The following is a 25,663-nucleotide window of genomic DNA, read 5'->3' as shown; positions in this document are numbered from 1 at the left end:
CTTTTCTTCCGTAGCCGTCAGCGCCCGTCGAACCCATTGAAGAACGCTTGGGCATTCTCATCCAGGGTCGCGATGTCGTAGCCGCCCTCCTGGATGATGACGGTCGGTAGTGCCAGGGCCCGGATACGACGGCCCAACTCTCCGAACCCGGCCTGGGTAACTGCGACCTTTGCCTGCGGGTCATTCTCGTAGATATCGAATCCAAGCGATAACACGAGGACGTCCGGCCCATACGCCACAATGGCCGCTTGTGCCGCGTCCAGTTTCTCGAAAAAATCCGACTCGGACGCGCCGTGTGGCATCGGCAGGTTCAAATTGTAGCCTTCTCCCTTTCCCTGACCTCGCTCATCGTCAAAGCCTGCTACAACCGGATAGAAGTTCGTTGGATCACCGTGGATCGAGATGTAGAAGACGTCGTCTCGGTCGTAGAAGATCTCCTGAATGCCTTGGCCATGGTGCATGTCCGTATCAAGTACGACGACCTTGCCGAAGCGCTCGCGTAGAACCTGAGCGGCGATCGCGGCGCCGTTCAGGTAGCAGAAGCCGCCCGCACCTTCAGCGCGCGCGTGATGGCCGGGTGGACGGCACAGCGCATACGCGGCGGGTTCCCCGTCAACCACGGCCTTGGCTGCAGCGACTGCACTTTGAGCAGAGCCGTAGACCGAGCGCCAGGTGCCTTCTCCGATCGGACAGCTGCCGTCTGCAAGATAACGGGCTGTTTTGCCAAGGATGCCACGCAGCGGGTTGTTCTCGCGGATATAGATGTTGGACATGACCTCGTCACCCCAATCCTCCGGCACCTCGTGCCATTCGCGGTAGGCGGATTCGAGGTAGCTGACGTACGCCTCGCCATGTACGGCATGGAGTGGCGCACGGCCGTGGTCCATGGGTTGCTCGATGGGGTAGCCCAATGTTTTGACAGCCGAAAGCAGGGCGTCCACTCGTGCCGGGACTTCCTGCGGCGTCCGCATTTGCCCGCGTGAGAGGTAGGTCTTCGGATGGTGGAGGCGTTGGTCGGGGTGGAAGAAAGTCTTCACGTTCAGATCTCCTGGTAACCGGCGCGCTCGAGCACCGCGTTGAGCAATACATCGGCGCCCATTCGGACGTCTTCAGGTGCGGCGTACTCGGCCTCGTTGTGGCTGAGGCCGTCTTTGCACGGAATGAAAATCATCGTGGTCGGGCAATGTTTGGCCAGGTGTATGGCGTCGTGTCCGGCACCGCTGACAATGTCCCGATGGGGATACCCAAGCGCTTTCACAGCATGTCGGACTGCATCGATACAGTCCGTATCGAACGGCGTGGCGGGGCTGAGCCAATGTTGCTGAATATCGATCTCGAGGCGCCGGTCTTCAGCGATACGGCTCATCACGGCTCGAGCAGCATCGTCCATTTTCGCGAGCACGTTGTCCTCGTGATGGCGAAGATCGAGGGTGAATCGGACATCCGCGGCGATCGTATTGCGCGAGGACCGTGCGATATCGAGTTGGCCCACGGTGACCAGGCCCTTGGGGGCGAAGTCGCCTGCAAGCGTCTCGAGGGCTGCCAGCATTTCCGCGATGCCGAACATCGCATCCTTGCGCATCGCCATGGGCGTCGTGCCGGCATGAGCGGCCACCCCCTGTACATGAATGTCGAGCCATGCGATGGCTTGTCCGCCTGTCACCACGCCTATGGGCAAACCGTCGGCTTCAAGCACGGGCCCCTGTTCGATATGCGCTTCGAAATACGCGTCAAAAGCGCGGCCCAATGGCTGCGTAGCGACGTAGCCGCTCTGTTTCAAAGCGTCCTGAATGGAGACACCCTCGCGGTCGCGGATAGCCAGTGCCTCGTCCAGCGCGAGCTTGCCTGCAAAAACTGCCGAGCCCAGCATGGCGGGTGTGAAGCGAGCACCTTCCTCGTTGGTCCAGACCGCTATTTCCAATGGCTTTTGCGTGACGATGCCGCGCTCCTCCAGGGTACGGATCACTTCGAGGCCAGCCAGTACGCCGAAGATACCGTCGAATCGCCCGCCTTTGGGCTGCGTGTCAAGGTGACTACCCATCACTACCGGTGGCACGTTCTCACGACCGGCGCGGCGTGCGTAAAGGTTTCCAATCGGGTCAACGGAGAACGTCATGCCTGCAGCGCGACACCAGTCGCTGAAGAGCTCGCGGCCGAGCCTGTCTTCTTCGGACAAGGCCAGACGACAGTTACCCCCCCGTTCGGTCGGGCCGATATCGGCCATTGCCATCAAGCTGTTCCAGAGGCGCTCACCATTTACGTTAAACATGCCGATACTCCTAGGCGTGGGCGGGCCGGGTGTCGCTGGCTTGGCGTCTGGCAAGCGCTAGGACGCAGACCATCGAGAGGCCGGCCAGGCAGGTATAGAACAGGGCAAGCGGCCACCACTCACCGGTAAAGCGATGAGCCAGCAGCGTTCCGATCATGGGCGTGAGGCCGCCCGCGATTGCGCCGCAGATCTGGTACGCCATGGAGATCGCCGTGTAGCGAACGCGCGTTGGGAAAACGCCACTGACGAATCCGGCAATCACTGCATAGAAGGACGCCATGCACGCGGCTGCCAGAGCGATTCCAAGCACGATCAAAGGCGCGGAGCCGGATTTCACCAGCACGAACATCGGATACGGCGAGGCCATGGCAAGACATGAGATCAGCACGAGGAAACGTGAGGGGCCTATCCGCTCGGCAAGCGCTGCCGCGAGCGGTTGCACAATGAACTGAACGATCGCAACGAAGAACAGGCAGTCCAGGATCAGCGAACGTGGCAGTTCCAGAACCTGCGTCGTATAGCTGAGCATGAACGTATTGGTGAAGTAGACGCCCGCGATGCCCAGTGTGTTGGCGCCAATGCACAGGAGTAGCGGCTTCCAGGCTGTACGCATAACCTCGAGCGCAGGTGCCTTGGCTGTTTCCTGGCGGCCTTTCATTTCCTCGAATTCTGGCGACTCGTCCACGCCCAACCGGATGGCCAGACCGACGATCAGCAGGACCGCGCTTGCCAGGAAAGGCAAGCGCCAGCCCCAACTCATGAGGTCTTCCTCAGGCAGGTCTGTGACGAGGCGAAAGGCGATGATCGACAGGATCAATCCTGCCGGACTTCCCCATTGTGCAAAGGATGCGAAGAAGGTGCGGCGGCCTTCCGGCGCATGTTCGCCGGCCATGAGCACCGCGCCACCCCATTCACCCCCAACCGCGATGCCCTGTACCACACGCAGCAGGATCAATAGCAGCGGTGCCCAGAACCCGGCCTGTTCGTAAGTGGGCAGAAGGCCGATGAGAACGGTCACGATCCCCATCATCAGCAAAGTCACGATCAAGGATTTCTTGCGGCCGATGCGGTCGCCGATATGGCCGAAGACCACACCACCGAGCGGGCGTGCAAAGAACCCCACGGCGAAGGTGCCGAATGCAGCCAGCGTACTTAGTAGTCGGTCCTCGGACGGAAAGAACAACTGGCCAAAGACAAGGGCCGCTGCTGTCGCGAAAATGTAGTAGTCATACCATTCGATCATGGTGCCGACGAACGCGGCGGTTGCCGCGCGCTTGGGCTGACGGCGGGAAGTAGGCTGCATGCAGTGTTTCTCTTGTAATGGGCGAGCGTCGCGCTCCGCAGAGCGCGGCGGGTGGGTGTAAGAGGCTGACGCTTGGCGAAAGAGAGGCGCTAACGGCACCAGTCGCTGCGTTGCTCCTCAATCAGGCTAAGGGCCGCTTTCCAGGCCAGATCGATGATTCCATCAATGCCATCGCGGCCAAATTGGTCGGCGGTGTGGCGCCGTATTTCCTCAGGCGGATATTCCAATGCTTGGCCACCGGCCAATGCCTGGACTTGCGCCTGGCAGGCCCGCTCGAGGAAATAGATTTCGTGAAACGCTTCGGCAACGGTTGCGCCGCCAGCCAGCAGCCCGTGATTCCTCAGAATCATCGCCTTGTGTGGGCCGAGGTCTGCGACCAGTCGCGCACGCTCTTCCAGAGACAGCGCGATGCCTTCATACCGGTGATAAGCCAGCTTCCCGTAGAACTTCAGCGCATGCTGGGTCAGGGGCAGTAGCCCGTCGCGCTGGCAGGACACCGCCATACCTGCGGCGGTATGGGTGTGGATGACACAGTGCATGTCAGGTCTCGCGGCGTGGATCGCCGAATGAATGACGAAACCAGCCGCATTTACCCGTTGTTCACCATAGGGACCGGGCACCGGTTGCCCATTCAGATCGATCAGTACCAGATCACTGGCTTTCATCCGCTCGAAGGCGATCCCATAGCGGTTGATTAGAAAGTGATCAGTTCCGGGCACGCGCAGGGTAATGTGCGTATCAATCAAGTCCGTCATGCGGTAGTACGCCACGAGCCGATAGAGCGCGGCCAGCTCACAGCGTGCTTGCCATTCAACCGTAGAAATGGACTCGGGCTTACTCATTGGACGGTTACCTCGCGTTTGCGGACAGGCATCTGGGTTATCGCTTCGCCGCGAAGACGGCCAAGGCCGATGACACCAATCAGGGAAATGAACGAAAGCGCACTGAAGAACAGCGCCAGGGGCCACCATTGCCCCTGGAAATGACCGGCAAGCAGGGTGCCGATCAGTGGCGTCGTGCTAGGGGCCAATGCACAGCAGAGCTGGTAGGCGATGGAGATGCCCGAGTAGCGAACACGGGCGGGAAATGCCTCGGTCATATAGCCAGCGATGACCGAGTAGATTGCGGCAAGCGAGATTACGGCCAGCGTGATACCCAGCGTCATCAGAACCAGATTGCCTGTCTGCACCAGCATGAACATGGGGTAGGGCACCAACATGCAGACCACGGACATGATGCGCAGAAACCGACCTTCGCCGATTCGCTCTGCCAGCAACGCCGAGCAAGGCTGAGAAATGAGCTGGAAGATCGTCACCAGGAACAGGCAATCGAGGATCGTCGACTTCGCGATTCCCATGTAGGTCGTGGTGTAGGTAATCATGAAGGTGTTGGTGAAGAAGAAGCCGGCCGCCCCGATGGTGACTGCAGCCGCCGCGAACAGGATCTGGCGCCAGCTGTCGCGGATGACTTCGAGGACAGGATTCTTCGAGGTTTCGTTGTTCTCGGCGACCTTCTGGAACTCCGGCGACTCGGGGACGGCCGAGCGGATTACGATACCTACCAGCATCAGCACGATGCTGATCAGAAACGGAACGCGCCATCCCCAAGAAAGGAAGGCCTCTTCATCCAGGCTGCTGACGGCGCGAAACGCAATGAGTGCAAGCAACAGTCCGGCCGGACTGCCGAGCTGTGCGAAGGACGCGAAGAAGACCTTTCGGCCCTTGGGTGCATGCTCGCTGGCCATCAGGACCGCGCCGCCCCACTCACCGCCAGCCGAAATACCTTGAACGACCCGTAGTGCAATCAGTGCGACCGGCGCCCAAATGCCGATGTCGGCGTAGCTGGGAAGCAGCCCAATCCCCGTGGTGGCGAAGCCCATCAGGAAGATCGTAAGCAGCAGCATCTTCTTGCGCCCGAGCCGGTCACCCAGATGCCCGAACACAACACCAGCCAATGGCCGTGCTACGAAACCCGCGGCGAAGCTCCCGAAGGCGGCCAACGTACTCAATACGGGGTTTTCGCTCGGAAAGAACACTGGCCCCAGTACGAGCGCAGCCGCCGTGGCGTAGATGTAGAAGTCGTAGAACTCGATGGTAGTGCCGACGAATGCGGCCGCCGCGGCGCGGCGATGGTGAACGGGCGGGTTCGACATGCGAAGGCACTCCTGTAGTGTCATTTTTGTTGGCAGGAGGTAAGCGGTGCCCCATGAGGGAGCGGCCGTAAATCAGGCAGCGTTCTGGTGACGCGTTTGTGACGTTATGGCGGTTCGAGTTAGGATTAGTCAATTTTCTAATTCTTATATCCTTGTATAAATCCTGGTGATAATGAAGCTTCGTTATGGATCTGTTGGACGATACGCAGCACCCGCCCCGCATCGAAGCGCGACGCTTTCTCAACGATCGCCTGGACTGGAACCTGTTGCGGACGTATCTCGTTATCGGCCATGAGGGCAGCATCAGTCGCGCAGCCGCACGGCTTCACTTGACTCAACCCGCAGTCAGCCAGGCCTTGAAAAGGCTGGAGGAACAGCTTGGATGTGCGCTGATCCTGAGGCGTGGCCCTCGGTTCGCGCTTACCGAGACAGGGGAGGAGGTGCTACGGATTGCGGGCGACATCTATGGCAACGTCTCACGCTTGGGCGCTGCGCTGGAAACGCCTGCCGAAACGGTGGCAGGCAAGGTGAGGTTGTTGACGATCAGCCGGGTCCAGTCACGCTGCTATGACGATTTCCTTGCCGACTTTCATCAGCGTTTTCCACGAGTGGAGCTTGAGATCGAAGTCATGCGGAGCTCGGACATCATCAGTTCGCTCCTGCAGAAGACGGCCACGCTTGGCCTTGGTCTCTGCCGGATTCCCCAGCCAAAGCTGGAGCAGCGGATACTGCTTCATCAGCGCTATGCATTCTTCTGCGGGCGTCGGCATCATTTGTTCGGGCGCACCGATCTGAGCCTGGCGGATCTGCAGGGCGAAAACTTCGTGAGCTTCACGAGCGACCAGATTGGCGGGAGTCTTTCGCCACTGACTGTGTTCCGTGACCAGCAGGGCTTCACCGGGCGCATTGTTGCGTCCTCTCCAAGCCTAGAGGAAATTCGCCGGCTTGTGTGCGCCGGCTACGGTATCGGCTGCCTGCCCGAGCATGTCGTAGCTAAAGACCTTGAGGCCGGCGAACTCTGGCGCCTTCCGCCGGGCGAGGGCGTGACGGATGTCGACGTTCACTTGCTGTGGAATCGCGAACAACGAATGACCCAGGCTGAAACCGTCATGCTGGACCGGTTTCAGCACATGCTGGCGACAACGGAACTGAGCGAGCGCTTCTGAAGAGGGGAGCACCGTTGCTTAGACCTAGAGCTTTCGCCGAACCTCTGCAAGTTCGCTGCGTAGCGCCTTGAGCTCTTCGAGAATTGCTTCCTCGCGCTGCAACCGCGCCGCCACTTCCGGATCAGGTTCCTGCGCGTCCTGCATTGCATTGACGATCACGGCGATGAAGAGGTTGAGCATCATGAATGTGGCGATGAGGATGTACGGGACGAAGAACATCCATGCAAGCGGGTGCTGTTCCATCACGGGACGGACGATGCCCATCGACCAGCTTTCGAGTGTCATCACCTGGAACAGGGTGTAGAGGCTTGCGCCAATGTTGCCGAACCACTCGGGGAACGTGGCGCCGAAGAGCCCGGTTGCCATGACGGCCGCGACGTAAAAGAGCAGCCCCATCAGCATCACGATGCTGCCCATGGCGGGCAGCGATGAGAGCAATGCCTGTACCACCTTGCGCATGTTTGGATTGATCGAGACGAGCCGCAATACGCGCAACACGCGCAGTGCCCGCAGGACGCTGAATGGACCGCTTGCCGGCACAAGGGCGATGCCGACCACGACACAATCAAAACAGGCCCAGGGGTCGCGCAGCAGCCCGATACCCCGCGCCGCGAAGCGCAGCGCCAGCTCAAGTACGAAGATCGCAAGGATCAGCGCGTCTACCGGCAGTAGCAGCCAACCCCATTGGTCGACAATCGATTGTGAGGTCAGCAGCCCCAGTATGGCCGCATTGACCAGGATGAGGACGGTGACGAAGCGCTGGACGGATCTGCCGTCCATCAAATGGGCGAGGCGAATACGCCAGGAAGTGTCGTGAGCGATCATGGACCACGCGTGCAGCTGTAGAGGGGAGCAGAGCGTATGTAAACCGTCCGCGACAGGAAAGCACCGTCGCCTCGCAAGCGCCCTGTTTATTTAGCCAAATGTAAACGGCGTGTCGATGCTGCTCATATCCGTATGGACAGGACGCAGGAAGTTTGGCACCACAGCCCGAGCCCTCCAACCACAGAGCGCATACGCGATGACCTTTACCGCATGTGTCTTCGGTTGTGCCGCCTAATATTGACGCGAACACTGCGAGGCGCGTCTGGTGGGCGTTTGGCTTGGTCTATCGCACCTGCCTGGGCTCTACAGCGCCCGGATTCAGATTGAACCTTTGCTTCCCGGCTTTTCTCTACCCCTTCGTTCGCTGATCGCTGTGATTCCGATCGAGGACTGTTTTGGGATAAGGAAGCCGCATGTCGTTCACCCCCTCCGCCTGGCCCCTCCGTATATTGCTATCGTCCGCCGTGATTTTGGCCGGCTGCTCCGAGGAACCCGAAGAGTCGTTACCGCCACCATTGGTCATGGTCCAGAAGGTTCAACCTGTTCAGGAACAGGGCGCGCCCTGGCGGTTCGCTGGGGTCGTGAGCAGCGTGGCGGAAACCGACGTGTCGTTCCAGGTGGCCGGTCGGCTGCAGCGCGTCAGGGTTAACGACGGTGCGCTGGTGAAGCGGGGTCAGGTATTGGCCGAACTGGACGACACCGATTACCAGCTTCGCGTGCGCGATGCAGGTGCCCGGCTAGGCCAGATTTCAGCTGACCTTGCTCGTAAGCGCCAACTGCTTGCTGAGGGTATTCTCGCGCCTGCGGCCATCGAGCCAATCGAGGCCAATCGTGTCGCAGCACAGGTCGCGCTGGACACGGCGCGGCGTGAAGTGGGCTACACCCGGGTGACCGCACCATTCGACGGCGTGGTGGCGCAACGCCTGGTCGAGCCGGGCGCCGTCGTGAATGCGGGAACACCAGTGTTCACATTACAGGACAACCGCTTCATCGAAGTCAGCGTAGACCTGCCTGAAGACGTTGCCTTGCAGGTGCCGTTCGATGCCACGCTCGAAGCGCGTGGGACAGTCCTTGCCCGAGAAATCGTCCTTCCCCTTCGATACAAGGAGCACGCCACGCGGCCCAGTGAAAGGGCGCGCACGTATCGCCTGACCCTCCGCGCGGACCGGCCGCAGGACGTGAACCTCCTGCCAGGCATGGCGATGCGCGTCGAGATACCCCGGTCGCAGCCTGCAAGCGTGTCCGCTGCGTATCAGATTCCGGTCAGTGCGCTGGCAACCGACGAGGCGCGTGAGCGATTCGTCTGGCTGATCGTGGACGATCGCGTCCAGCAAGTGCCGGTCAGCGTCAATGGCATCCAGGACGCATTCGCACTGGTCGAGGCGGACGGACTGGACGAGAGCTCGCGCGTCGTCGTGGCGGGTGCCAGGAAACTGCACGAGGACCAGACCGTCCGCTCGCGCGAACGGAGCGAATGATGGATATCGCGCGGTACGCCATGACCCGGCGGGTCAATATCGGCCTGTTCATGCTCATCTGCTTTTTCGGGGGTCTCTACGCTTATTTCGAGCTGGCCCGCCTGGAAGACCCTGAGTTCACCATCAAGGAAGCCGTGGTCGCGGTCAGCTATCCAGGCGCCACGGCTCAGGAAGTCGAGCTGGAAGTCATCGAGCCACTTGAAACGGCGATCCAGGAGCTCGAGCAGATCAAGGAAATACGCTCCAAGGCCGTACCGGGACAGGCCGAGATACGAGTCGAAATCCTTGAAAGCTATTCGGGTGACGAGCTTCCCCAGATATGGGATGAGCTGCGCAACAAGGTTGGCGACGCGGCCGGCGACATGCCGACCGGCGCGTCGGCTCCCGTCGTCAACGACGACTTTGGCGATGTGTACGGCATCTATTACGCCCTGACCGGGGACGGCCTGACGCCAGCCGAGCTGCGGGACCTGGCCAAGGACCTGCGACGCGACCTCGTCCTGGCGGAGGGCGTCAGCAAGGTCGAGATTGCCGGTATCCACGAGGAAACCATCCTTGTTGAGGTTGATCCCGCGCGACTGGTTTCGCTCAATCTGGCGCCGGATGAGATTGTCGCAGCGCTTACCGATGCGGATGCGGTGGTGGACGGAGGCGGCATTCAGGTCGCCGGCCAGTTCATGCGGCTGCGACCCACCGGTGCGTTCGATACGCTGGAGGCACTCAGAAACCTACCAGTCGGTCAAGGCGCCCAGCGGTTGCGTCTGGGCGATATTGCGCGGATATCGCGTGATTACGAGGAGCGCCCCGAACAGCTCATCCGATACAACGGTGAGCGTGCGCTTACGCTCGGTGTCAGCGGTCTTACGGGCACCAATATCGTTAAGGTCGGCGAGACAGTACACGCTCGGCTCGATGACCTCATGCATGATTTGCCGGTCGGTGCCGAGCTTCATCCCATCTATGAGCAGCATCGGGTCGTCGATGACGCGGTCAATGGCTTTGCGCTCAACGTGGCAACCTCGGTCGCCATCGTGGTCGGCGTACTTTGCCTTGCGATGGGGCTGCGGGCAGGGCTCATCATTGGCGTTGTGCTGCTGCTGACCGTCCTTGGGACGCTGTTAGTGATGCTTATTGGCGGTATCGAGCTGGAGCGGATTTCGTTGGGCGCGCTGATCATCGCGATGGGCATGCTTGTGGACAATGCGGTGGTCATTTGCGATGGCGTACTGGTGCGACAGAAGGGCGGATCGCGCTTTGGGGAGGCCGCGAGCGCGTCCGTGAAGTCGACGCAATGGTCGCTCTTGGGGTCGACCTTTATCGGAATCCTCGCCTTTGCCGGAATCGGCCTTTCCCAGGACACCACGGGTGAATTTCTTTTCTCACTCTTCGCGGTGATTGCCAGCTCGCTTCTGCTCAGCTGGCTCCTGGCGATCGTCGGGGTGCCGTTCATGGGGTATTACCTGCTTGGCGGGCGCAAGGAGGCGCGTGAAGCAGATCATGACAACGGTGATCAGCAACAAGGTGGAGCGGAAAGCGGCGAGGCCTATCAGGGCAAGGGCTACGACCGCTATCGTCGCGGGATAGGGGCGGTGCTGCACCGACGTCGCCTTGCCGTGGTCGTACTGGTCGTATTGACCGGAGCCTGCGCGTACGGCTTTCGTTTCGTTCCGCAGAACTTTTTTCCACCGTCCGATACGCCGCTCTTCACGGTCAATTTCTTCCTGCCGCAAGGCACGGATGTAAGCGAGACGGACCGGGTCGCTCGCGAGGTCGAGGAGTGGATAGCGGAGCAGGAGGGCGTTTCGAACGTCGTGACATTCGTTGGGACAGGCGCCTCGCGCTTCATGCTGACCTACCTGCCAGAGCGGCCCGAGCCGTCACTCATGCATTTCGTGGTGCTAGTGGACGATCCGGACGCGATTGATCCGCTGGTTGCGCGCCTCAACGAAACGCTTCCCGACCGATATCCCGATGGCGATATCGCAGCGCAGCGGTTGATGTTCGGACCCAACGAGGAGGCCAAGCTCGAGGCGCGCTTCAGCGGCCCTTCGCTCGAGACGTTGCGGGCCATTTCCGCCGAGGCCCAGGCACGCCTGAGGCGTGACGGGGATGTGATCAACATACGGGACAACTGGCGAAACCTGGAATGGTCACTTCGACCGCAACTGGACCTTGAGCGACTCGCCGACAGCGGGCTGACGCGCCAAGCCGTCGCTCAGGCGCTTGCGCTCTACAGCGAAGGTTACCCCGCAAGCACCTTCCGGGAGCGCGACGAACAGATCCCGATTCTGCTGCGTGCCGTGGACACCGAGCGCGTTACGCCGCAGGACGTGCTCGATCGGCAGATCTGGAGCCCCAATGCCGCTCGATATATTCCGCTGAGCCAGGTGGCGACCGGAATGGAAACGGTCCCCGAGGAGGGCCAGCTGCACCGCTTCAATCGGGAGCGGACCGTGTCCGTCCGCGCGGAGCCGCGCAGCGGTGAGATATCAACGGACGCACAGGCGCGAATCGCACCGCTGCTTGAAAGCATGGAGCTGCCGCGGGGATACACGATGGAGTGGGGTGGCGACCACGAGTCATCTTCGGATGCGCAGGAAGCCCTGGCCGGGACGCTTGGCGTGCCGTACCTCGCGATGATGCTGATCACCGTGTTGCTGTTTTCGAAGATTCGCCAACCGCTGGTGATCTGGCTCGTCGTGCCGATGGCCATCTGTGGGGTCGTCGTGGGGCTGCTCGTGTCTGGTCTGCCATTTGGCTTCATGGCCCTGCTGGGCCTGCTCAGCCTGACCGGGATGTTGATCAAGAACGCCGTGGTGCTGGTCGAGGAGACCGATCGCCAGATTGATAATGGGGTGCCGAGGATGACGGCTGTGATCGAAGGGTCCGTGTCACGTCTACGGCCTGTCGTGCTCGCAGCCGGTACCACTGTCTTGGGTATGGTGCCGCTGTTGTTCGATCCCTTCTTCGCCAACATGGCAGTCACCATCATCGGCGGCCTGTCATTTGCGACCGTGTTGACACTGGTCGCGGTGCCTTGCCTGTACACCATGATGCTGCGGATCAAGGAGGACGAGAAGTGAAACCGGTACTCCTTCTGATCACCGCGGCCGTGATGACCGCCGGATGTACGCCCACGCAGACGCTGCCACCGCCAGAGTTGCCGCCATCATACTTCAGCGCGGGCCCATACGAGGCGCAGGATGACGCGGCCCTCGCGAACTGGTGGGCCGGCTTCGGCGATACCGACCTTACGCGCCTGATCCAGACCGGGCTCGACCGAAACCATGACATCCGACTGGCTGTCCTGCGGCTGGATACGGCTCGCGCCCAGCTTCGGACGACGGCGGCGAATGCCTTCCCCACGCTCGACGCGCCCGGTCAGGCCAGCCGGCAGTGGATCGACACGGATGCGGGAGACACGCCGGTCGGGGAAGCACTTGGTCTAGGTGATCGTATCCGCGTGCAGACCTGGGAGCTCGCGCTTCAGGCCAGCTGGGAACTTGACCTCTTCGGCGCGACACGCGCGCGTATCCGAGGTGCGGAGGAACAGGCCCGAGCAGCTCAGGCGCAGATCATGGCGACGCGTCTTGGTGTGGCATCAACCATTGCGCAGAGCTATATCCAGTTGCGTAGCCTGCAAACGCAGCGTGACGAATTGCGTGCGGCGACAAAGATTGCAGGCACCCTGGCACACATCGCCCAACGACGCTTTGAAATTGGTGAAGTCACGCGTCTGGATGTCGAGTCCACGATCGCCGAGGGCGAGGAACTGCGAGCCCAGCTCGCAGACATCGATGCGGGTGTGCGCGCGGCCGGATTCGCCCTCGATACGCTCGTGGACATGCCGCCCGGTTCCGTCGAGCGATCCCTCGGCAATAAGCCTATCCCCCGGTATGACGGCGACGTGGCGATAGGGCAGCCGGTCGACCTACTGAGGCGGCGGCCTGACATCATCGCAAGCGTGGCGCAGCTCGACAGCGCCGGGCAGCTCGCCGTTGCTGCGCGGCGAGATCTGTTTCCGTCACTGACCGTCCAGGCAGCCCTGGGCAGAAGCGGATTTGCGCTGGACGGGAATTCGGGCGCGTCCAATTTCGGTCGTCTCGGGGCAACCTTCAATTTGCCGTTCCTGGATTTCATGCGGCGTGGCGCAGCCATCGACATTGCGGATGTCGAGCAGCAATCTGCTTATGTCGGCCTGCGGCAGTCGTTGGCGAACGCCCTGGAGGAGGTCGAGCGTGCGGTAGTGCGGCAGGAGGGCAGCCAGCGCCGAGCGGCCGCACTGAGTCGGAGCCTGGAACACCGTGAGCGTGCTCACAGGCTTGCTGACCGCAGCTATCAACTGGGCGAAGCGAACCTGGCTGACGTTCTCGATGCGCAGCGTCAGGTGATTGAGGCTCGCCAGCAAGCCGTGCAGAGCCGTAGTGATCTGGCTGTTGCACAAGTGGCGTTGTTCGTCGCACTCGGCGGGGGCTGGCAGCCGTCGCCCCGAGAGCATGGGGACCAGGTGCGATCGAACGAAAGGTCGGATTGATCGCCCCGACATGCAATGATTTGCGATGGTCCGGGTGAGATTCGGCTGCCTATAACAACGTCTCACCCTAAGGTGTTAAACGGATATCGGCCATGTCGCACAGCCGCGGGACTTCGTTGCCATCAAGCAGCGGGCGGCCGGCTGCAGCTTGTGCAACGCTCACTCAGAGATAGAGTAAACAATCAGCTGGCCAGCCAGAATCTACCTACCTGGCTGGCCGGTCTGGCGGCTACGGTAATCAGCGGGCCTCGCTGTCTTTCCAGCGTGCCATCAGCGTGTTGGAAGGTTGGGTTTCATCGAGCAGCTTTCTCGCAGTCTCCGCGCCTGCAACCGGCAATCCTGACGGTTCCAACAAGCCAACCTGCACAAGCACGCTGGCCTGATCCCAGTAGATGTGTTCATGGCAGAGCTTGTCGCCGCGGAACTTGATGACACCGATCATGGGTATCTCGACGGGTTTGCCGGTTGGCGCTACGCCGGGCAGCATCCAGTCGATCTCGGTGGTGTGGGTGAAGGAAAGGATGAACTCGTCGACGATCTGCAGCGCGCCTATGGTGCGCGAAATGGGGACGAGCTTCATGTCGGGCGGATTACCGTGCACGAAGTGATGCTGATAGAAGCGACTCAGCTGTTCATAGCCAACGCCGCCCGTCATGGTTGGAATGTGGTTGACGTACGGCTCGGCAACCATGGTGGCCATCGTTGCGGCGACGTCACGGTTCCCGAACTCTTCGCGGACATGCGCCTCCCACAGGGCGGACAGGTCGAAATTCGGCCCGATTTCCTTCTTGAAGGCAGCAATGGTGCGCTCGTGGGCCATCAGGGATGCAGGCCTGTCGTAGTGCATCCCGCCGACACGGGCAAACGCATGGTCCACGCCGGGGTAGGTGTACACCTCGGCCTTCGGCAGGTGTGCAAGGCCTGCCTTGATCTGCTCGCGTGCCGGCGCCGGGCAGTAGCCATCCTCTTCAGCGAAGTGCAGGACCAGCCGGCCCTTGATGTTGCTCGCTTCATCCAGCATGTTCTCGATACCCATGCCGTAATAGCCGACCGAACAGGACACGTCCGTGCGAGTGGCGGTGAGGTAGGCAAGTTTGCCGCCGAGACAGAAACCGACGAAGCCGATGCCGGCATGTTCCACTTCCGGTCGTTGGCGAAGGGCCTCAACAGTGGCTGCGATATCATCGATGGCCTGATCGATGTCCAGCCGCTTGAATAGCTCGATCGCCTTGGCGAACGCCTGCTCGTCATAGCCTAGCTCGATACCGGGCTCCAACCGCCAGAACAGATCCGGCACGAGGGCGACATAGCCTTCTTCGGCGTAGTTGTCCGCCACCGCGCGCATGTTCGCATTGACGCCAAAGATCTCCTGGCCAACCACGACGCCTGGCCCTTTGCCGCTGGCAGGTACAGCCAGGTACGCGTTGAAGGTGCCGCCATCTTTGGCGGTGATGCGGATCATCTGTCCCATTCGGATTTGCCCTCGTCAGCCATACGTTGTGTGGGTGGTCCTGCGCCTGAGCGCCGCCAGCGACATTGCGCCTGCGGCGCCAGACGGGCGCACCCGGGCGACGAACATAGCAAGAAGCCGAGCCGCCGGGCAGCCGAGATGTACTCAGCCCTGCGAATCGACGCCTTTCGGGCGAGTCAGGCGTATGACCAGGCGCGCAAGATAGGCGCCTGTCAGAATGATCGCGAACAGTCGCAGCGTCTGCATTGCAAGGACAAGGCCTACATCGGACTGGGTATCCAGGGCGATGATCGCCATCGCATCCAGCCCGCCGGGGCTGGTGGCCAGATAGAGCGAGAGGAAATCAAGATCGAGCCAGTGCGCGACCAGCCACGCGAAACAGGCACACAGCAGGATCAGAACCAGCGATGCGGCAACCATCAATGGAAGACGCCGCGCGACATAACGCACCGTTGGGCGGTCGAATCGCAGCCCAACGTAGGCGCCGAGCACGCCGTAGGCAATTTCCATGAGGGGTAATGGAAGGCCTACCTCCATGAGCCCGCTTACCTGGATTGCGCTACCGATGAACAGTGGGACGAGCAGGGCGCCCCCGGACAGGCGGCGCCCTGCAAGGACGCCGACGACCAGGATTGCAACGTTGAGGAAAAGGTTCGCCAGTACCCCGGCATCCAGTGCCAGTGGCGGCGCCGAATCAGGTCCGCCGGTGGAGTGGGCGCCGAGCCAGTGACTGACGAGCGCACCGGTCACGACGACGCAAACTACCCGCACATACTGCATCGTCGCAACGACACGGGAGTCGGCGCCATCATCCTCGGCCATGGCGACCATCGCCGCTGCGGCGCCGGGTGTCGTGCCCCACGCAGCCGTGCTCGCATCGAGCCCGCCCAGGCGGATCATGCCGACCCCGACGACGGTGCTCAGCAGTACGGTGAAGAAGGTCACGCCCAGCATCAACCACCATTGCTCGGCCAGCGATAGCAGCACCGCCATCGTCATGGAATGCGCTACCAAGAGCCCGACGCACCCCTGCGCAGTGGCAAATGCGAAGCGAGGCAGGCGTACGCTGGCCCCGCTGACACCGAAAAGGATCGCAACCCACATGGGACCGAGGAAGGCGCCTGCAGGAACCTTGAGATAACCGAGCAATTGGCTGGCGCAGGCGGCTGCGAGCACCAAGGCAAACCACTGAAGGGGGCGGGGCCAATGTGCCAGCCAGCCGCCTGTAGGCGAGGGCAAATGAAACTCCGGATGTTGCGAGGAGGGGCACGCATTATCCGAGCGGTCACTGGGCAAGTCCATGGCTGATGTGCGTGCCAGGCCAAGCGGAACGGTCTGCGGCGCGGTTTTCGCAACGTTTGGGTTTCGTCATTCCGGCGGCGTCGGCGGGCTTATGCAGCTCAGCAGGCTGGTCCACCATCCCGACGGCTTCGGCAGGAGCAGGTCAAATGAATGCAGCTGAGCGCTGTCAACGCAGTATGCTGTTCCAACCCGCCCCCAGCCATTGGGCAACCGCGCATTACGCCAAGGAGCGTTCATGAAGTATCTGATCGTATCTTCGCTGCTTGCGACTGGGCTCGTTATTAGTGGCGTGCAGGCGGGTGAAATCAACAAGTGTGTCGACGCCAAGGGCAACATTACCTATACCGATGCCAGCTGCAGCTCGAGTCAATCACTTGAGCGGCGCTTCGAGCCGATCAACCCCAAACCTGGCGGGAACGACACGGTTCGCATGGCGCCCCCGGCGCCTGTCGCCCCGGCGCAACCTGCACCGCCACCCGCACCACCCGCCCAGGCGCCGGTACAAGTGATCCAGCCGCCGCCGGTTGTACATACCGAGCCGAATGTCATCTATGTCCCAGTGGGCGATGCCAATGCACGCCGCTATTCGGACTGGAACCGTCGTCCTGACTACGGTTGGCAACATGACCGCCCTGACTATCGTCCCCCGCGCCCTCGGCCTCCCCAAAAACCGCGCCCCGTCTGGCGCGGTGAGAACGATGCAACGCGCGCCCTGATCCAGGGCGGCGGGCAGCGCGGCCCGGACAACCGGACGCAGGGGCCCTGGCGAGGGCCGGACCAGCGCCGCCCCTGAGTGCGGTGAGCGCGGGCATTCGAACGGGGGACAGGCGAAACGGCTGGGCAATTTGTTGCTGATGGCGGAGCCATGTTGCGCTATGCTGACTACTGTTCATTTATCCAGGGTCAGTCATGCAAGCCTTCGAACTCTACTGGAGCCTCGCCGGTGCTGCCACGTTGCTGTTGGCCGGCCTGGGCGTTAGCGTATTTCGGCTCAACGGCCAGCTCCGTGAACGCGATCGACGGGTGACGGCATTGCAGGAGCAACTTGAGCATGAGCGCGCCAGAGCGCAGGACCAGGTGCTCGAGCACCTGGCGGATCGAGAGCGCGTCGAGCACTTGCGTAGCCAGCAAGCCGAGTTGCAGCAGATGTGCGCAGGGCTGCGCGAGCGCCAGCAGGCGGATGCGCAAAAGCTGGCGGCCCTCCATGGCCACGCAGAGGCAGCTCGGGCAGAGGTCCGCCAGTTGGCGGAACGTCTCGTTGCGGCGGGCGATCGTGAATCCCATTTGGAAGCCCAATACCAGGCGCTCCAGGAGCGTTACGCATCGCTGGACCGTCAGCACGCAACGCTGAACAGCACGTTGGAACAGAAGCAGGCGCACTTTGCCGAGCAGCACGAACTGCTCAGAGAGAGCCGCGAACAGCTGAAGATCGAGTTCGAGCAGGTCGCTGGGCGCATCTTCGAAGCCAAGGGGCAGGCCTTTTCCCAGCAAAGCCAACAATCACTGGATGCATTGCTCAAGCCCTTCCGTGAACAGATCGAGGGCTTCCGCGCAAAGGTCGAAGACATCCATCACAAGGACGTCCAGCAGCAAGCGACCCTTGCGCAACAATTGGTGCAGCTAAACGAGCTCAATCGTCAGATCACCCAGGAAGCGCATGACCTGGCCACGGCGCTCAAGGGCCAGAAGAAGATGCAAGGGAACTGGGGCGAGCTGATTCTTGAAAATGTGCTCGAACGGTCCGGGCTGGTGGAAGGGCGAGATTTCGTTCGCGAAGCCAGCTTCAACACCACCGAGGGGCGAAAGCGCCCGGATGCGCTCGTCTATCTGCCACAGGGCAAGCACCTGATCATCGATGCCAAGGTCTCGTTGAACGCGTACACGCGCTATGTAAATGCCGAGGACGAGGCCGAGCGCCGCGTCGCGTTGAACGAGCACGTGTCTGCCATCTCGATGCGCATTCGCGAACTGGCCGACCGTCACTACTTTGACCTGCCAGGGCTCAATGCACCGGAGATGGTCTTCATGTTCATCCCGATCGAGTCTGCATTCGTCGAGGCGCTCAAATCAGACGAGACCCTTTTCCAGAAAGCGATCGAACGCAACGTGCTGGTGGCGACGCCAACGACGTTATTGACCAGCTTGAATATCGTTCGCCAGCTCTGGCGCTTTGAAGATCAGAACCGCCACACGGCCGAGTTGGCCGATCGTGCGGGGAAGGTTTACGACAAGCTGCGTACCTTCCTGGGCAGCATGGACAATATCGAGGCGAGCCTGGACCGGGCCAAGGACGCGTACGGCAAGGCACGTGACCAGCTCGTAGGCGGCCGTGGCAATCTGGTCAAGCAGGTGGCGGACTTCCGCGATCTCGGGATAGCGGTGAAGGGCGAACTGTCCGAAGCCTGGGTCGATCGGGCCGACCTTGAATTGAATCTGATCGAGAAGCAGGACGCTTAGTAGGCGCCCGACGAGGACAAGTCTCCGCCCCGCAGGGTGGCTTAGCGTCGTAGGGTGGGTTAGCGAAGCGTAACCCGCCGGGCAATCTGTCCAGCCCACCGCAGCGGCGTAAACGGGCTGAGGGCCATAGGGTGGGTTAGCAACGCGTAACCCACCGAAACGATCGACAGAGCAACGAACAGGCTCGGCGGAATGTCCGTACGGGCAATGGCCCATGATCGGGACGTCCTGATACGAGGTAAACGGTGGAAGCCCTTCGGGATTCCACCCTACGATGTGACGGGCGCCATCGTGAGGATTGCCGATGCTGGCCTGTAGGGTGAGTTAGCGAAGCGTAACCGACCGAATGGCCAGTACCGATGCCGCTGCCGTGGGTATAGGCACAGCTCGCCAGTCCCGTAGGGTGGGTTAGCGAAGCGTAACCCGCCGGGCAATCTATCTAGCCCACCGCAGCGGCGTAAACGGGCTGAGTGGGTCGGCAGGTCGCAGCCTTAGCTCATGCCCGTGCCGAGTCCCGATCATGCACCTTCTTGCCGAACGCGTAGGTCGCCTTTATGACGCGGTCGTCGCCAAGCGTGATCAATGCGAACAGACGCTCCGCGAGCGTGCGGGCCTGGCTTAGGCGATAGTCGAGCAGTGGCGTGGCCTTGTAGTCCAGCACAGCGAAGTCCGCTTCCTTGCCCGGGAGGAAGTTGCCGACGCGGTCATCCAGATACAGCGCGCGTGCACTGCCGAGTGTGGCAAGGTGGAAGGACTTGAACGGATCAAGCGACTTGCCCTGCAATTGCATGACCTTGTAGGCCTCACTTAGCGTTCTGAGCTGGGAGAAGCTTGTTCCGCCGCCAACATCGGTGCCCAGTCCCACCCGCACGCCGTGGCGCTCGACCGCTTCGAGGTCGAAAAGGCCGCTACCAAGGAACAGGTTTGAGGTCGGGCAGAACGCGACAGCCGAACCCGTCTCGCCCAGCCGGCTGCACTCGCGATCACACAGGTGAACGCCGTGCGCGAAGACGGCGCGGGGCCCGATGAGCCCGTGGTGATCGTAAACGTCGAGATAATCCTGCTGGTCCGGAAAGAGCGCCTTCACCCATTCGATTTCCTGAGTGTTTTCCGAAAGGTGAGTGTGCATGTACAGCCCCGGGAATTCTCTGAACAGCTGGCCCGCGCGCGCAAGTTGCTCTGGCGAACTGGTCGGCGCAAAGCGTGGCGTCACGGCATACGCCAAACGCCCCTTGCCATGCCAGCGCTCGATCAGGGCGCGGCTATCGGCATAGCCGGATTCCGGCGTGTCGGTCAGAAAATCGGGTGCGTTGCGATCCATCAGTACCTTGCCGGCGATCATTCTCAAGTCGCGGGCATGTGCTGCGTCGAAAAACGCATCGACCGACTGCGGATGCACGGTCCCGAACACCAGTGCAGTGGTCGTGCCGTTGCGCAGCAGTTCGTCGAGGAAGAACTCCGCTGTCCGGGTGGCATGGCCGCGGTCCTGAAATGCGCGCTCAGCTGGAAAGGTGTAAGTGTTGAGCCAGTCAAGGAGCTGCGCACCGTACGAGCCAATCACACCGACCTGCGGGTAGTGGATATGCGTATCGATGAAGCCTGGAACAATGAGCGCGTCGGAGTATGACGTGACTTCTACACCCTTCAGCGTGGGCAGCAATGTCGCCGCTGGGCCTGTCCGGACCACATGGCCGTCTTCGACCAGCAGGATGCCGTCCTCGTGATATTCATGGGACGCTTCAGCATTACCCTCACTCGGGTCGGCAAGGCTGTGGAGGAGGGCGGCGCGGTAGGCGTGGACGGTCATGGTATCTCCGGAAATCAGTGAAGCGCGACTAAGCCGTCGGACAGGCGCACCCTGTTCCCCGCAAGAGTAGCCAACGGGCGAGCAGTCTGGGTTAGGCAGGTTGTTTGCCTGAACAGAGGGACATTGGGTTCGCTACTCGATGACAGGCGCTGGCGGAAAAGGCCCGAGTCATCAGGAGGCGCGTCTATACGGCGTCAGACACCCATCTTAGCGCCGCGGCCGCCCCGTCGCACGTCTGGCGGAAGCGTGGCCCGCGGATTGGATGTCCGCTCAGGCGTTGCTAAACTCTCGGTCCGCGAGATACCGCTGTCCCTCTGGACATCGTCTTTGCGATGGCTCATTTCCCCGAAGGATCGCGATGACGTCCACTTCCCTGGCGCTCGATTCAGTCTATCCGGCACTTGCCCCCTGCGAGCGGCCTGCATGCGTCTGAAAAGTATCAAGCTGGCAGGCTTCAAATCCTTCGTAGATCCGACCACCGTGTCATTTCCCAGCAACATGGCGGCCGTGGTTGGGCCTAATGGCTGTGGAAAATCCAACATTATCGATGCCGTGCGCTGGGTGATGGGCGAAAGCTCAGCAAAGAACCTGCGGGGTGAGTCGATGACAGATGTCATCTTCAACGGCTCGAACACCCGCAAGCCGGTCACTCAGGCGAGTATCGAGCTCATCTTCGATAACTCGGATAACACGCTCACCGGCGAATACGCGGCGTATGCGGAAATCTCGATCCGCCGCCGCGTTACACGCGATTCGCAAAACACCTATTTCCTCAATGGCGTGAAATGCCGCCGCCGGGATATCACCGACATCTTCCTTGGCACCGGCCTCGGCCCACGCAGCTACTCGATCATCGAGCAGGGGATGATCTCGCGACTGATCGAGGCAAAGCCTGAAGACCTGCGTAACTTCCTCGAAGAAGCCGCCGGCATCTCGAAATACAAGGAGCGCCGACGGGAAACGGAGAATCGCATTCGTCGCACGCAGGAAAACCTCGCGCGCCTCGACGACCTGCGAGGCGAACTGGATCGCCAGCTTGAGCGCCTGCACCGTCAGGCTCAGGCCGCCGAGAAATACCAGGAATACAAGACCGAGGAGCGCCAGCTGAAAGCACAGCTGTCTGCGCTTCGTTGGCGAGCGCTCGACGATACCGTCAAGGGCCGCGAAAAGGTCATCGGCGATCAGGAGGTGGCCATGGAGGCGCTGATTGCCGAGCAGCGCGCGGCCGATGCGGGGATTGAGCGTCTTCGCGACGGCCACCACACGCTTTCGGAGCGCTTCAATCTCGTTCAGGGCCGTTTCTACTCGGTGGGAGGCGACATCGCTCGCGTCGAGCAGAGCATCCAGCATGGCCAACAGCGGCTGCGCCAGCTTCAGGACGACTTGCGCGAGGCCGAGAAAGCCCGTCTGGAAACCGAGTCCCATTTGGGGCATGACCGCACACTGCTCGCAACGCTTGGCGAAGAGTTGGAAATGCTTGAGCCCGAGGCCGAGCTGGCCAATGCAGAGGCCGAAGAAGCATCCGCTTCGCTCGAAGAGGCCGAGAGCTCAATGCTCGCCTGGCAGGAGCGTTGGGATGCGTTCACGCAGTTGAGCGCGGAGCCCCGACGTATCGCGGAAGTTCAGCAAGCGCGAATCCTCCAGCTTGAGCAGACGCTTGAACGTATCGCCGAACGTGAACGCCGCCTCAAGGATGAGCTGGCATTGTTATCCGCAGGCCCAGAGGAGGCGGCCCTTCAAACGCTGAACGAAGGCCTAGCTGCCATAGAGCTGTCCATCGAAGAGACCCAGGCGCACGAGGCTTCCCTGACGGAAGCGCTGGAGGGCACCCGGGAATCGCTGCAGCAGAAGAACCGGGCCGTTCAGCAAGTCCAGGGTGACCTGCAGCGGCTTAACGGGCGTATCGCCTCGCTGGAGGCACTGCAGCAGGCGGCTCTCGATCCAGGCGCTGGTGCATCGGATTGGCTGCGTAGCAATGACCTCATTCACCGGCCCCGTCTGGCCGAAGGGTTACAGGTGGAGCGTGGGTGGGAGCAGGCCGTCGAAACGGTGCTGGGCGCTGATCTCCAGGCCGTGCTCGTGGATGATCTGCAAGGGTTGCAGGTCAGTGCCTTCGAGCAGGGTGAGCTACGGCTCGTCGAGCCCGGGCGTACATCGCCGACCCCAGCGGGGACGCTTCTGGACAAGGTCCTGGCGCCGATTGATCTTTCGCCCTGGCTCGCCAGGGTCTGGGCGGTTGATACGTTGGATGAAGCGCTCGCCCGTCGCGAGTCGCTCACCTCCGAGCAGAGCATCGTTAGCCGTGACGGATATTGGGTCGGCGCCAATTTCCTTCGGATAAAGCGTGGGAGCGACAGCGAGTCGGGTGTACTGGCGCGAGGCCAGGAACTCGAAACCCTGATGGCAGACCGAGATGCATATGAGGCGCAGCTGACTGACCTCCAGGCGCATGTCGAGACGCTACAGGCGACCGTTCAGGGGCTGGAAGAACAACGTGAAGGGCTTCGCCGTGATGGCCAGGCGTTTGCCCGCGAGCATGCTGAACTCAAGGCAAGGCTATCGGCGCACCAGGCGAAGGCCGAGCAATTGACGCTCAGGCGTCGACGTCTGGACGAAGAGCTGGCCGAACTGGCCGAGCAGCGTGAAATGGAAACCGAATCCCTGGGCGAGGCGCGCCTTCAGCTGCAGGACGCGCTCGATGCAATGGCGTCGGATAATGACCAGCGCGAGCAGCTTATGGGAGAGCGTGACCGCCGGCGCGAGCGCCTCGAGGCTCTGCGACAGGAGTCCCGTGCGGCGAAAGAGCGAGTCAACCAACTGGCTGTTCGGCTGGGCTCGTTGCGCGCGCAGTATGCGTCGACGCAGCAGGCACTGGAGCGACTCGAGCAGCAGTTCGAACGTGCGGTCGAGCGGCGTGAACAACTGACGCTCAACCTCGAAGAGGGCGAAGCCCCGCTCGAAGAGCTTCGCATGAAGCTTGAGGAACTGCTCGAGCGGCGAATGTCGGTGGAAGAGGAATTGCGCGTCGCCCGGACCGAAATGGAGGACGCCGACAAGGAGCTGCGTGAAGTCGAAAAGCGCCGCACCCAAGCCGAGCAACAGGCACAAATGCTGCGTGGCCAGCTCGAGCAGCAGCGCCTGGACTGGCAAGGACTGAATGTCCGCCGCAAGGGGTTGCAAGAGCAGCTGCAGACTGACGGCTACGATCTGCAGGGTGTTCTCGACACACTGCCCGAGGATGCGACTGAATCCGGCTGGGAAGAAGAAATTGAGCGCGTCGGCCAGCGCATAGGGCGCCTCGGCCCGATCAACCTGGCGGCGATCGAAGAGTTCCAACAGCAATCCGAGCGCAAGCGTTACCTGGATGCCCAGAACGCCGACCTGGTCGAGGCGCTTGAAACATTGGAAAACGTGATCCGCAAGATCGATCGCGAAACGCGCAACCGCTTCAAGGAAACCTTCGACCAAGTCAATGCAGGGCTCCAGGCATTGTTTCCAAAGGTGTTTGGTGGAGGAAGCGCCTATCTGGAACTAACCGGCGAAGATTTACTCGATACCGGGGTAGCAATCATGGCGCGCCCGCCTGGCAAGAAGAACAGCACTATCCATTTATTATCGGGCGGCGAGAAGGCGCTGACGGCGTTAGCGCTGGTTTTTGCGATCTTTCAGCTCAATCCAGCACCGTTCTGCATGCTCGACGAAGTCGATGCGCCGCTGGACGATGCCAACGTCGGCCGTTATGCCCGGTTGGTCAAGGAGATGTCGGAGAAGGTGCAGTTCATCTACATCACCCATAACAAGATCGCCATGGAGATGGCCGATCAGCTCATGGGGGTTACCATGCATGAGCCTGGTTGCTCGCGGTTGGTGGCGGTCGACGTGGAGGAGGCGGTGGCGCTCGCAGAGGCATGAGTCGTCAGGCGGTGCAAAACTGCCATTCGTCGTGTTAGCTTAAGAACAATTTTTTTCGTGCGGTAGGCCACAACTGACAGGATGTCGGGGCACCGTACCTTTTCATAGGGCAGGACGCTCTTCGTGACCCTTCATCATTTACAAGGCAAAGGTAGAAATAGTTCATGGAATTCGGTCTGCGTGAGTGGCTGATCGTCATCGGCATCATCGTTATCGCCGGTATCCTTTTTGACGGTTGGCGCCGGATGCGCGGTAGCAGGGGGAAGCTCAAGTTCAAGCTGGACCGCAACCTTTCCAACATTCCCGAAGATGATACGGACCCCGAACTGCTCGGGCCGGCTCGTGTCATCCCGGGCAGTCACCAGGAACCGGATCTGGGCGACGAGAAAGACATGTCGTTCAGCGCGCCGGCCAAGGAACCCGCCCCGACGAAGCGTCGCAAGACCGAGCCACGTCAAGGAGACCTGGATCTGGACGCAGATGGCCCAATGCCCTCCATGAGCGTGGATGACGAACCCGCGAACAGCGAAGAGCCGTCCTTCGAGGAAGTGCTTGTCATCAATGTGGTCTCGCGTGATCCGGATGGCTTCAAGGGGCCAGCGCTGCTCCAGAACATCCTCGAAAGCGGCCTGCGCTTCGGCAAGATGGATATCTTCCACCGTCATGAGAGCATGGCCGGCAACGGCGAGGTGCTGTTCTCCATGGCCAACGGTGTAAAACCGGGCACGTTCGATCTGGACGACATCGATCTGTTCAGCACCCGTGCGGTGAGCTTCTTCCTGGGCCTGCCCGGCCCTCGTCATCCCAAGCAGGCCTTTGATGTGATGGTGGCTGCTGCTCGCAAGCTTTCCAGCGAGCTCAATGGCGAGCTGAAGGATGATCAGCGGAGCGTATTGACTGCCCAGACCATCGAGCATTACCGCCAGCGCATCGTGGAATTCGAGCGCCGCGGCCTGACGATGAAGCGCTGACCGATCGTGATTCGCC

At 61.3% G+C, this 25,663-nt stretch carries 17 protein-coding genes; 8 read left to right on the top strand and 9 right to left on the bottom strand.

Annotated elements, in window-relative coordinates; genetic code table 11:
- Nucleotides 1-17 precede the first annotated feature (17 nt).
- The 5 genes from ACY8D3_RS10330 to ACY8D3_RS10310 all read right to left on the bottom strand — a co-directional run bounded on the left by ACY8D3_RS10330 (nt 18) and on the right by ACY8D3_RS10310 (nt 5,724).
- The gene (locus tag ACY8D3_RS10330) at nt 18-1,037 is read right to left on the bottom strand and encodes a histone deacetylase family protein (RefSeq protein WP_462384008.1); all 1,020 of its coding nucleotides are present in this window, start codon (nt 1,035-1,037) and stop codon (nt 18-20) included.
- Nucleotides 1,038-1,039: 2 nt separating this feature from the next.
- Nucleotides 1,040-2,269, bottom strand: a complete 1,230-nt coding sequence (locus tag ACY8D3_RS10325) for a Zn-dependent hydrolase (RefSeq protein WP_462384006.1) — start codon at nt 2,267-2,269, stop codon at nt 1,040-1,042.
- Between the two features lie 10 nt (nt 2,270-2,279).
- Nucleotides 2,280-3,572: an MFS transporter gene (locus ACY8D3_RS10320; RefSeq protein ID WP_462384004.1), complete on the bottom strand. Its 1,293-nt coding sequence runs from the start codon at nt 3,570-3,572 to the stop codon at nt 2,280-2,282.
- 89 nt (nt 3,573-3,661) lie between these two features.
- Nucleotides 3,662-4,414, bottom strand: coding sequence for a class II aldolase/adducin family protein (locus ACY8D3_RS10315; RefSeq protein WP_462384002.1), 753 nt, complete (start codon nt 4,412-4,414; stop codon nt 3,662-3,664).
- Nucleotides 4,411-5,724 (bottom strand): MFS transporter, encoded by a 1,314-nt coding sequence (locus ACY8D3_RS10310; protein WP_462384001.1) that lies wholly within the window; start codon nt 5,722-5,724, stop codon nt 4,411-4,413. Before ACY8D3_RS10310 ends, ACY8D3_RS10315 begins: the two co-directional genes overlap by 4 nt.
- A gap of 185 nt (nt 5,725-5,909) precedes the next feature.
- Here ACY8D3_RS10310 and ACY8D3_RS10305 point away from each other — a divergent pair, with 185 nt between their 5' ends.
- Nucleotides 5,910-6,890, top strand: a complete 981-nt coding sequence (locus ACY8D3_RS10305; protein ID WP_462383999.1) for a LysR family transcriptional regulator — start codon at nt 5,910-5,912, stop codon at nt 6,888-6,890.
- 24 nt (nt 6,891-6,914) lie between these two features.
- Here ACY8D3_RS10305 and ACY8D3_RS10300 read toward each other — a convergent pair whose 3' ends face one another.
- Nucleotides 6,915-7,715: an ion transporter gene (locus tag ACY8D3_RS10300; RefSeq protein ID WP_462383997.1), complete on the bottom strand. Its 801-nt coding sequence runs from the start codon at nt 7,713-7,715 to the stop codon at nt 6,915-6,917.
- Between the two features lie 413 nt (nt 7,716-8,128).
- On the opposite strand from ACY8D3_RS10300, the gene ACY8D3_RS10295 reads away from it, so the two are divergent.
- Genes ACY8D3_RS10295 through ACY8D3_RS10285 form a run of 3 tightly spaced genes read left to right on the top strand, consistent with a single transcriptional unit; the run spans nt 8,129 to nt 13,727 of the window.
- Nucleotides 8,129-9,193 carry an efflux RND transporter periplasmic adaptor subunit gene (locus tag ACY8D3_RS10295; RefSeq protein WP_462383996.1) on the top strand — a complete coding sequence of 355 codons (1,065 nt, stop codon included), beginning with the start codon at nt 8,129-8,131 and terminating at the stop codon, nt 9,191-9,193.
- Nucleotides 9,193-12,276 carry an efflux RND transporter permease subunit gene (locus ACY8D3_RS10290; protein ID WP_462383994.1) on the top strand — a complete coding sequence of 1,028 codons (3,084 nt, stop codon included), beginning with the start codon at nt 9,193-9,195 and terminating at the stop codon, nt 12,274-12,276. The genes ACY8D3_RS10295 and ACY8D3_RS10290 overlap by 1 nt, the downstream gene beginning before the upstream one ends.
- A 32-nt stretch (nt 12,277-12,308) precedes the next feature.
- Nucleotides 12,309-13,727, top strand: coding sequence for an efflux transporter outer membrane subunit (locus tag ACY8D3_RS10285; RefSeq protein ID WP_462384343.1), 1,419 nt, complete (start codon nt 12,309-12,311; stop codon nt 13,725-13,727).
- A 238-nt stretch (nt 13,728-13,965) separates the two neighbouring features.
- Here ACY8D3_RS10285 and ACY8D3_RS10280 read toward each other — a convergent pair whose 3' ends face one another.
- Both ACY8D3_RS10280 and ACY8D3_RS10275 read right to left on the bottom strand, forming a co-directional pair.
- Nucleotides 13,966-15,198: a dienelactone hydrolase family protein gene (locus ACY8D3_RS10280; RefSeq protein ID WP_462383992.1), complete on the bottom strand. Its 1,233-nt coding sequence runs from the start codon at nt 15,196-15,198 to the stop codon at nt 13,966-13,968.
- Between the two features lie 144 nt (nt 15,199-15,342).
- Nucleotides 15,343-16,437, bottom strand: coding sequence for an AbrB family transcriptional regulator (locus ACY8D3_RS10275; RefSeq protein ID WP_462383990.1), 1,095 nt, complete (start codon nt 16,435-16,437; stop codon nt 15,343-15,345).
- Nucleotides 16,438-16,735: 298 nt separating this feature from the next.
- On the opposite strand from ACY8D3_RS10275, the gene ACY8D3_RS10270 reads away from it, so the two are divergent.
- Both ACY8D3_RS10270 and ACY8D3_RS10265 read left to right on the top strand, forming a co-directional pair.
- Nucleotides 16,736-17,293, top strand: coding sequence for a hypothetical protein (locus ACY8D3_RS10270; protein ID WP_462383988.1), 558 nt, complete (start codon nt 16,736-16,738; stop codon nt 17,291-17,293).
- Nucleotides 17,294-17,409: 116 nt separating this feature from the next.
- Complete coding sequence (locus tag ACY8D3_RS10265) at nt 17,410-18,957, top strand: DNA recombination protein RmuC (protein ID WP_462383986.1); 1,548 nt, start codon at nt 17,410-17,412, stop codon at nt 18,955-18,957.
- A 496-nt stretch (nt 18,958-19,453) separates the two neighbouring features.
- On the opposite strand, the gene guaD is transcribed toward ACY8D3_RS10265, so the two are convergent.
- Nucleotides 19,454-20,764, bottom strand: a complete 1,311-nt coding sequence (guaD, locus tag ACY8D3_RS10260) for a guanine deaminase (RefSeq protein WP_462383984.1) — start codon at nt 20,762-20,764, stop codon at nt 19,454-19,456.
- Between the two features lie 423 nt (nt 20,765-21,187).
- Between guaD and smc the strand changes: the two genes are divergently transcribed.
- Both smc and zipA read left to right on the top strand, forming a co-directional pair.
- On the top strand, nt 21,188-24,676 hold the full coding sequence (smc, locus tag ACY8D3_RS10255; protein WP_462383982.1) for a chromosome segregation protein SMC: 3,489 nt from the start codon (nt 21,188-21,190) through the stop codon (nt 24,674-24,676).
- A 164-nt stretch (nt 24,677-24,840) separates the two neighbouring features.
- Nucleotides 24,841-25,647: a cell division protein ZipA gene (gene zipA, locus ACY8D3_RS10250; RefSeq protein WP_462383980.1), complete on the top strand. Its 807-nt coding sequence runs from the start codon at nt 24,841-24,843 to the stop codon at nt 25,645-25,647.
- Nucleotides 25,648-25,663 lie beyond the last annotated feature (16 nt).

This window comes from Pseudomonas sp. Marseille-QA0892 (genome assembly GCF_054950135.1).
Note: the sequence above shows the minus strand (reverse complement) of the source record. Positions and strands in the feature narration are given on the sequence as shown.

Coding starts and splice junctions, on each gene's coding strand:
- ACY8D3_RS10325 (WP_462384006.1), bottom strand. CDS start 2,269: ATGTTTAACGTAAATGGTGAGCGCCTCTGGAACAGCTTGATGGCAATG.
- ACY8D3_RS10320 (WP_462384004.1), bottom strand. CDS start 3,572: ATGCAGCCTACTTCCCGCCGTCAGCCCAAGCGCGCGGCAACCGCCGCG.
- ACY8D3_RS10315 (WP_462384002.1), bottom strand. CDS start 4,414: ATGAGTAAGCCCGAGTCCATTTCTACGGTTGAATGGCAAGCACGCTGT.
- ACY8D3_RS10310 (WP_462384001.1), bottom strand. CDS start 5,724: ATGTCGAACCCGCCCGTTCACCATCGCCGCGCCGCGGCGGCCGCATTC.
- ACY8D3_RS10305 (WP_462383999.1), top strand. CDS start 5,910: ATGGATCTGTTGGACGATACGCAGCACCCGCCCCGCATCGAAGCGCGA.
- ACY8D3_RS10300 (WP_462383997.1), bottom strand. CDS start 7,715: ATGATCGCTCACGACACTTCCTGGCGTATTCGCCTCGCCCATTTGATG.
- ACY8D3_RS10295 (WP_462383996.1), top strand. CDS start 8,129: ATGTCGTTCACCCCCTCCGCCTGGCCCCTCCGTATATTGCTATCGTCC.
- ACY8D3_RS10290 (WP_462383994.1), top strand. CDS start 9,193: ATGGATATCGCGCGGTACGCCATGACCCGGCGGGTCAATATCGGCCTG.
- ACY8D3_RS10285 (WP_462384343.1), top strand. CDS start 12,309: ATGACCGCCGGATGTACGCCCACGCAGACGCTGCCACCGCCAGAGTTG.
- ACY8D3_RS10280 (WP_462383992.1), bottom strand. CDS start 15,198: ATGGGACAGATGATCCGCATCACCGCCAAAGATGGCGGCACCTTCAAC.
- ACY8D3_RS10270 (WP_462383988.1), top strand. CDS start 16,736: ATGAAGTATCTGATCGTATCTTCGCTGCTTGCGACTGGGCTCGTTATT.
- ACY8D3_RS10265 (WP_462383986.1), top strand. CDS start 17,410: ATGCAAGCCTTCGAACTCTACTGGAGCCTCGCCGGTGCTGCCACGTTG.
- guaD (WP_462383984.1), bottom strand. CDS start 20,764: ATGACCGTCCACGCCTACCGCGCCGCCCTCCTCCACAGCCTTGCCGAC.
- smc (WP_462383982.1), top strand. CDS start 21,188: ATGCGTCTGAAAAGTATCAAGCTGGCAGGCTTCAAATCCTTCGTAGAT.
- zipA (WP_462383980.1), top strand. CDS start 24,841: ATGGAATTCGGTCTGCGTGAGTGGCTGATCGTCATCGGCATCATCGTT.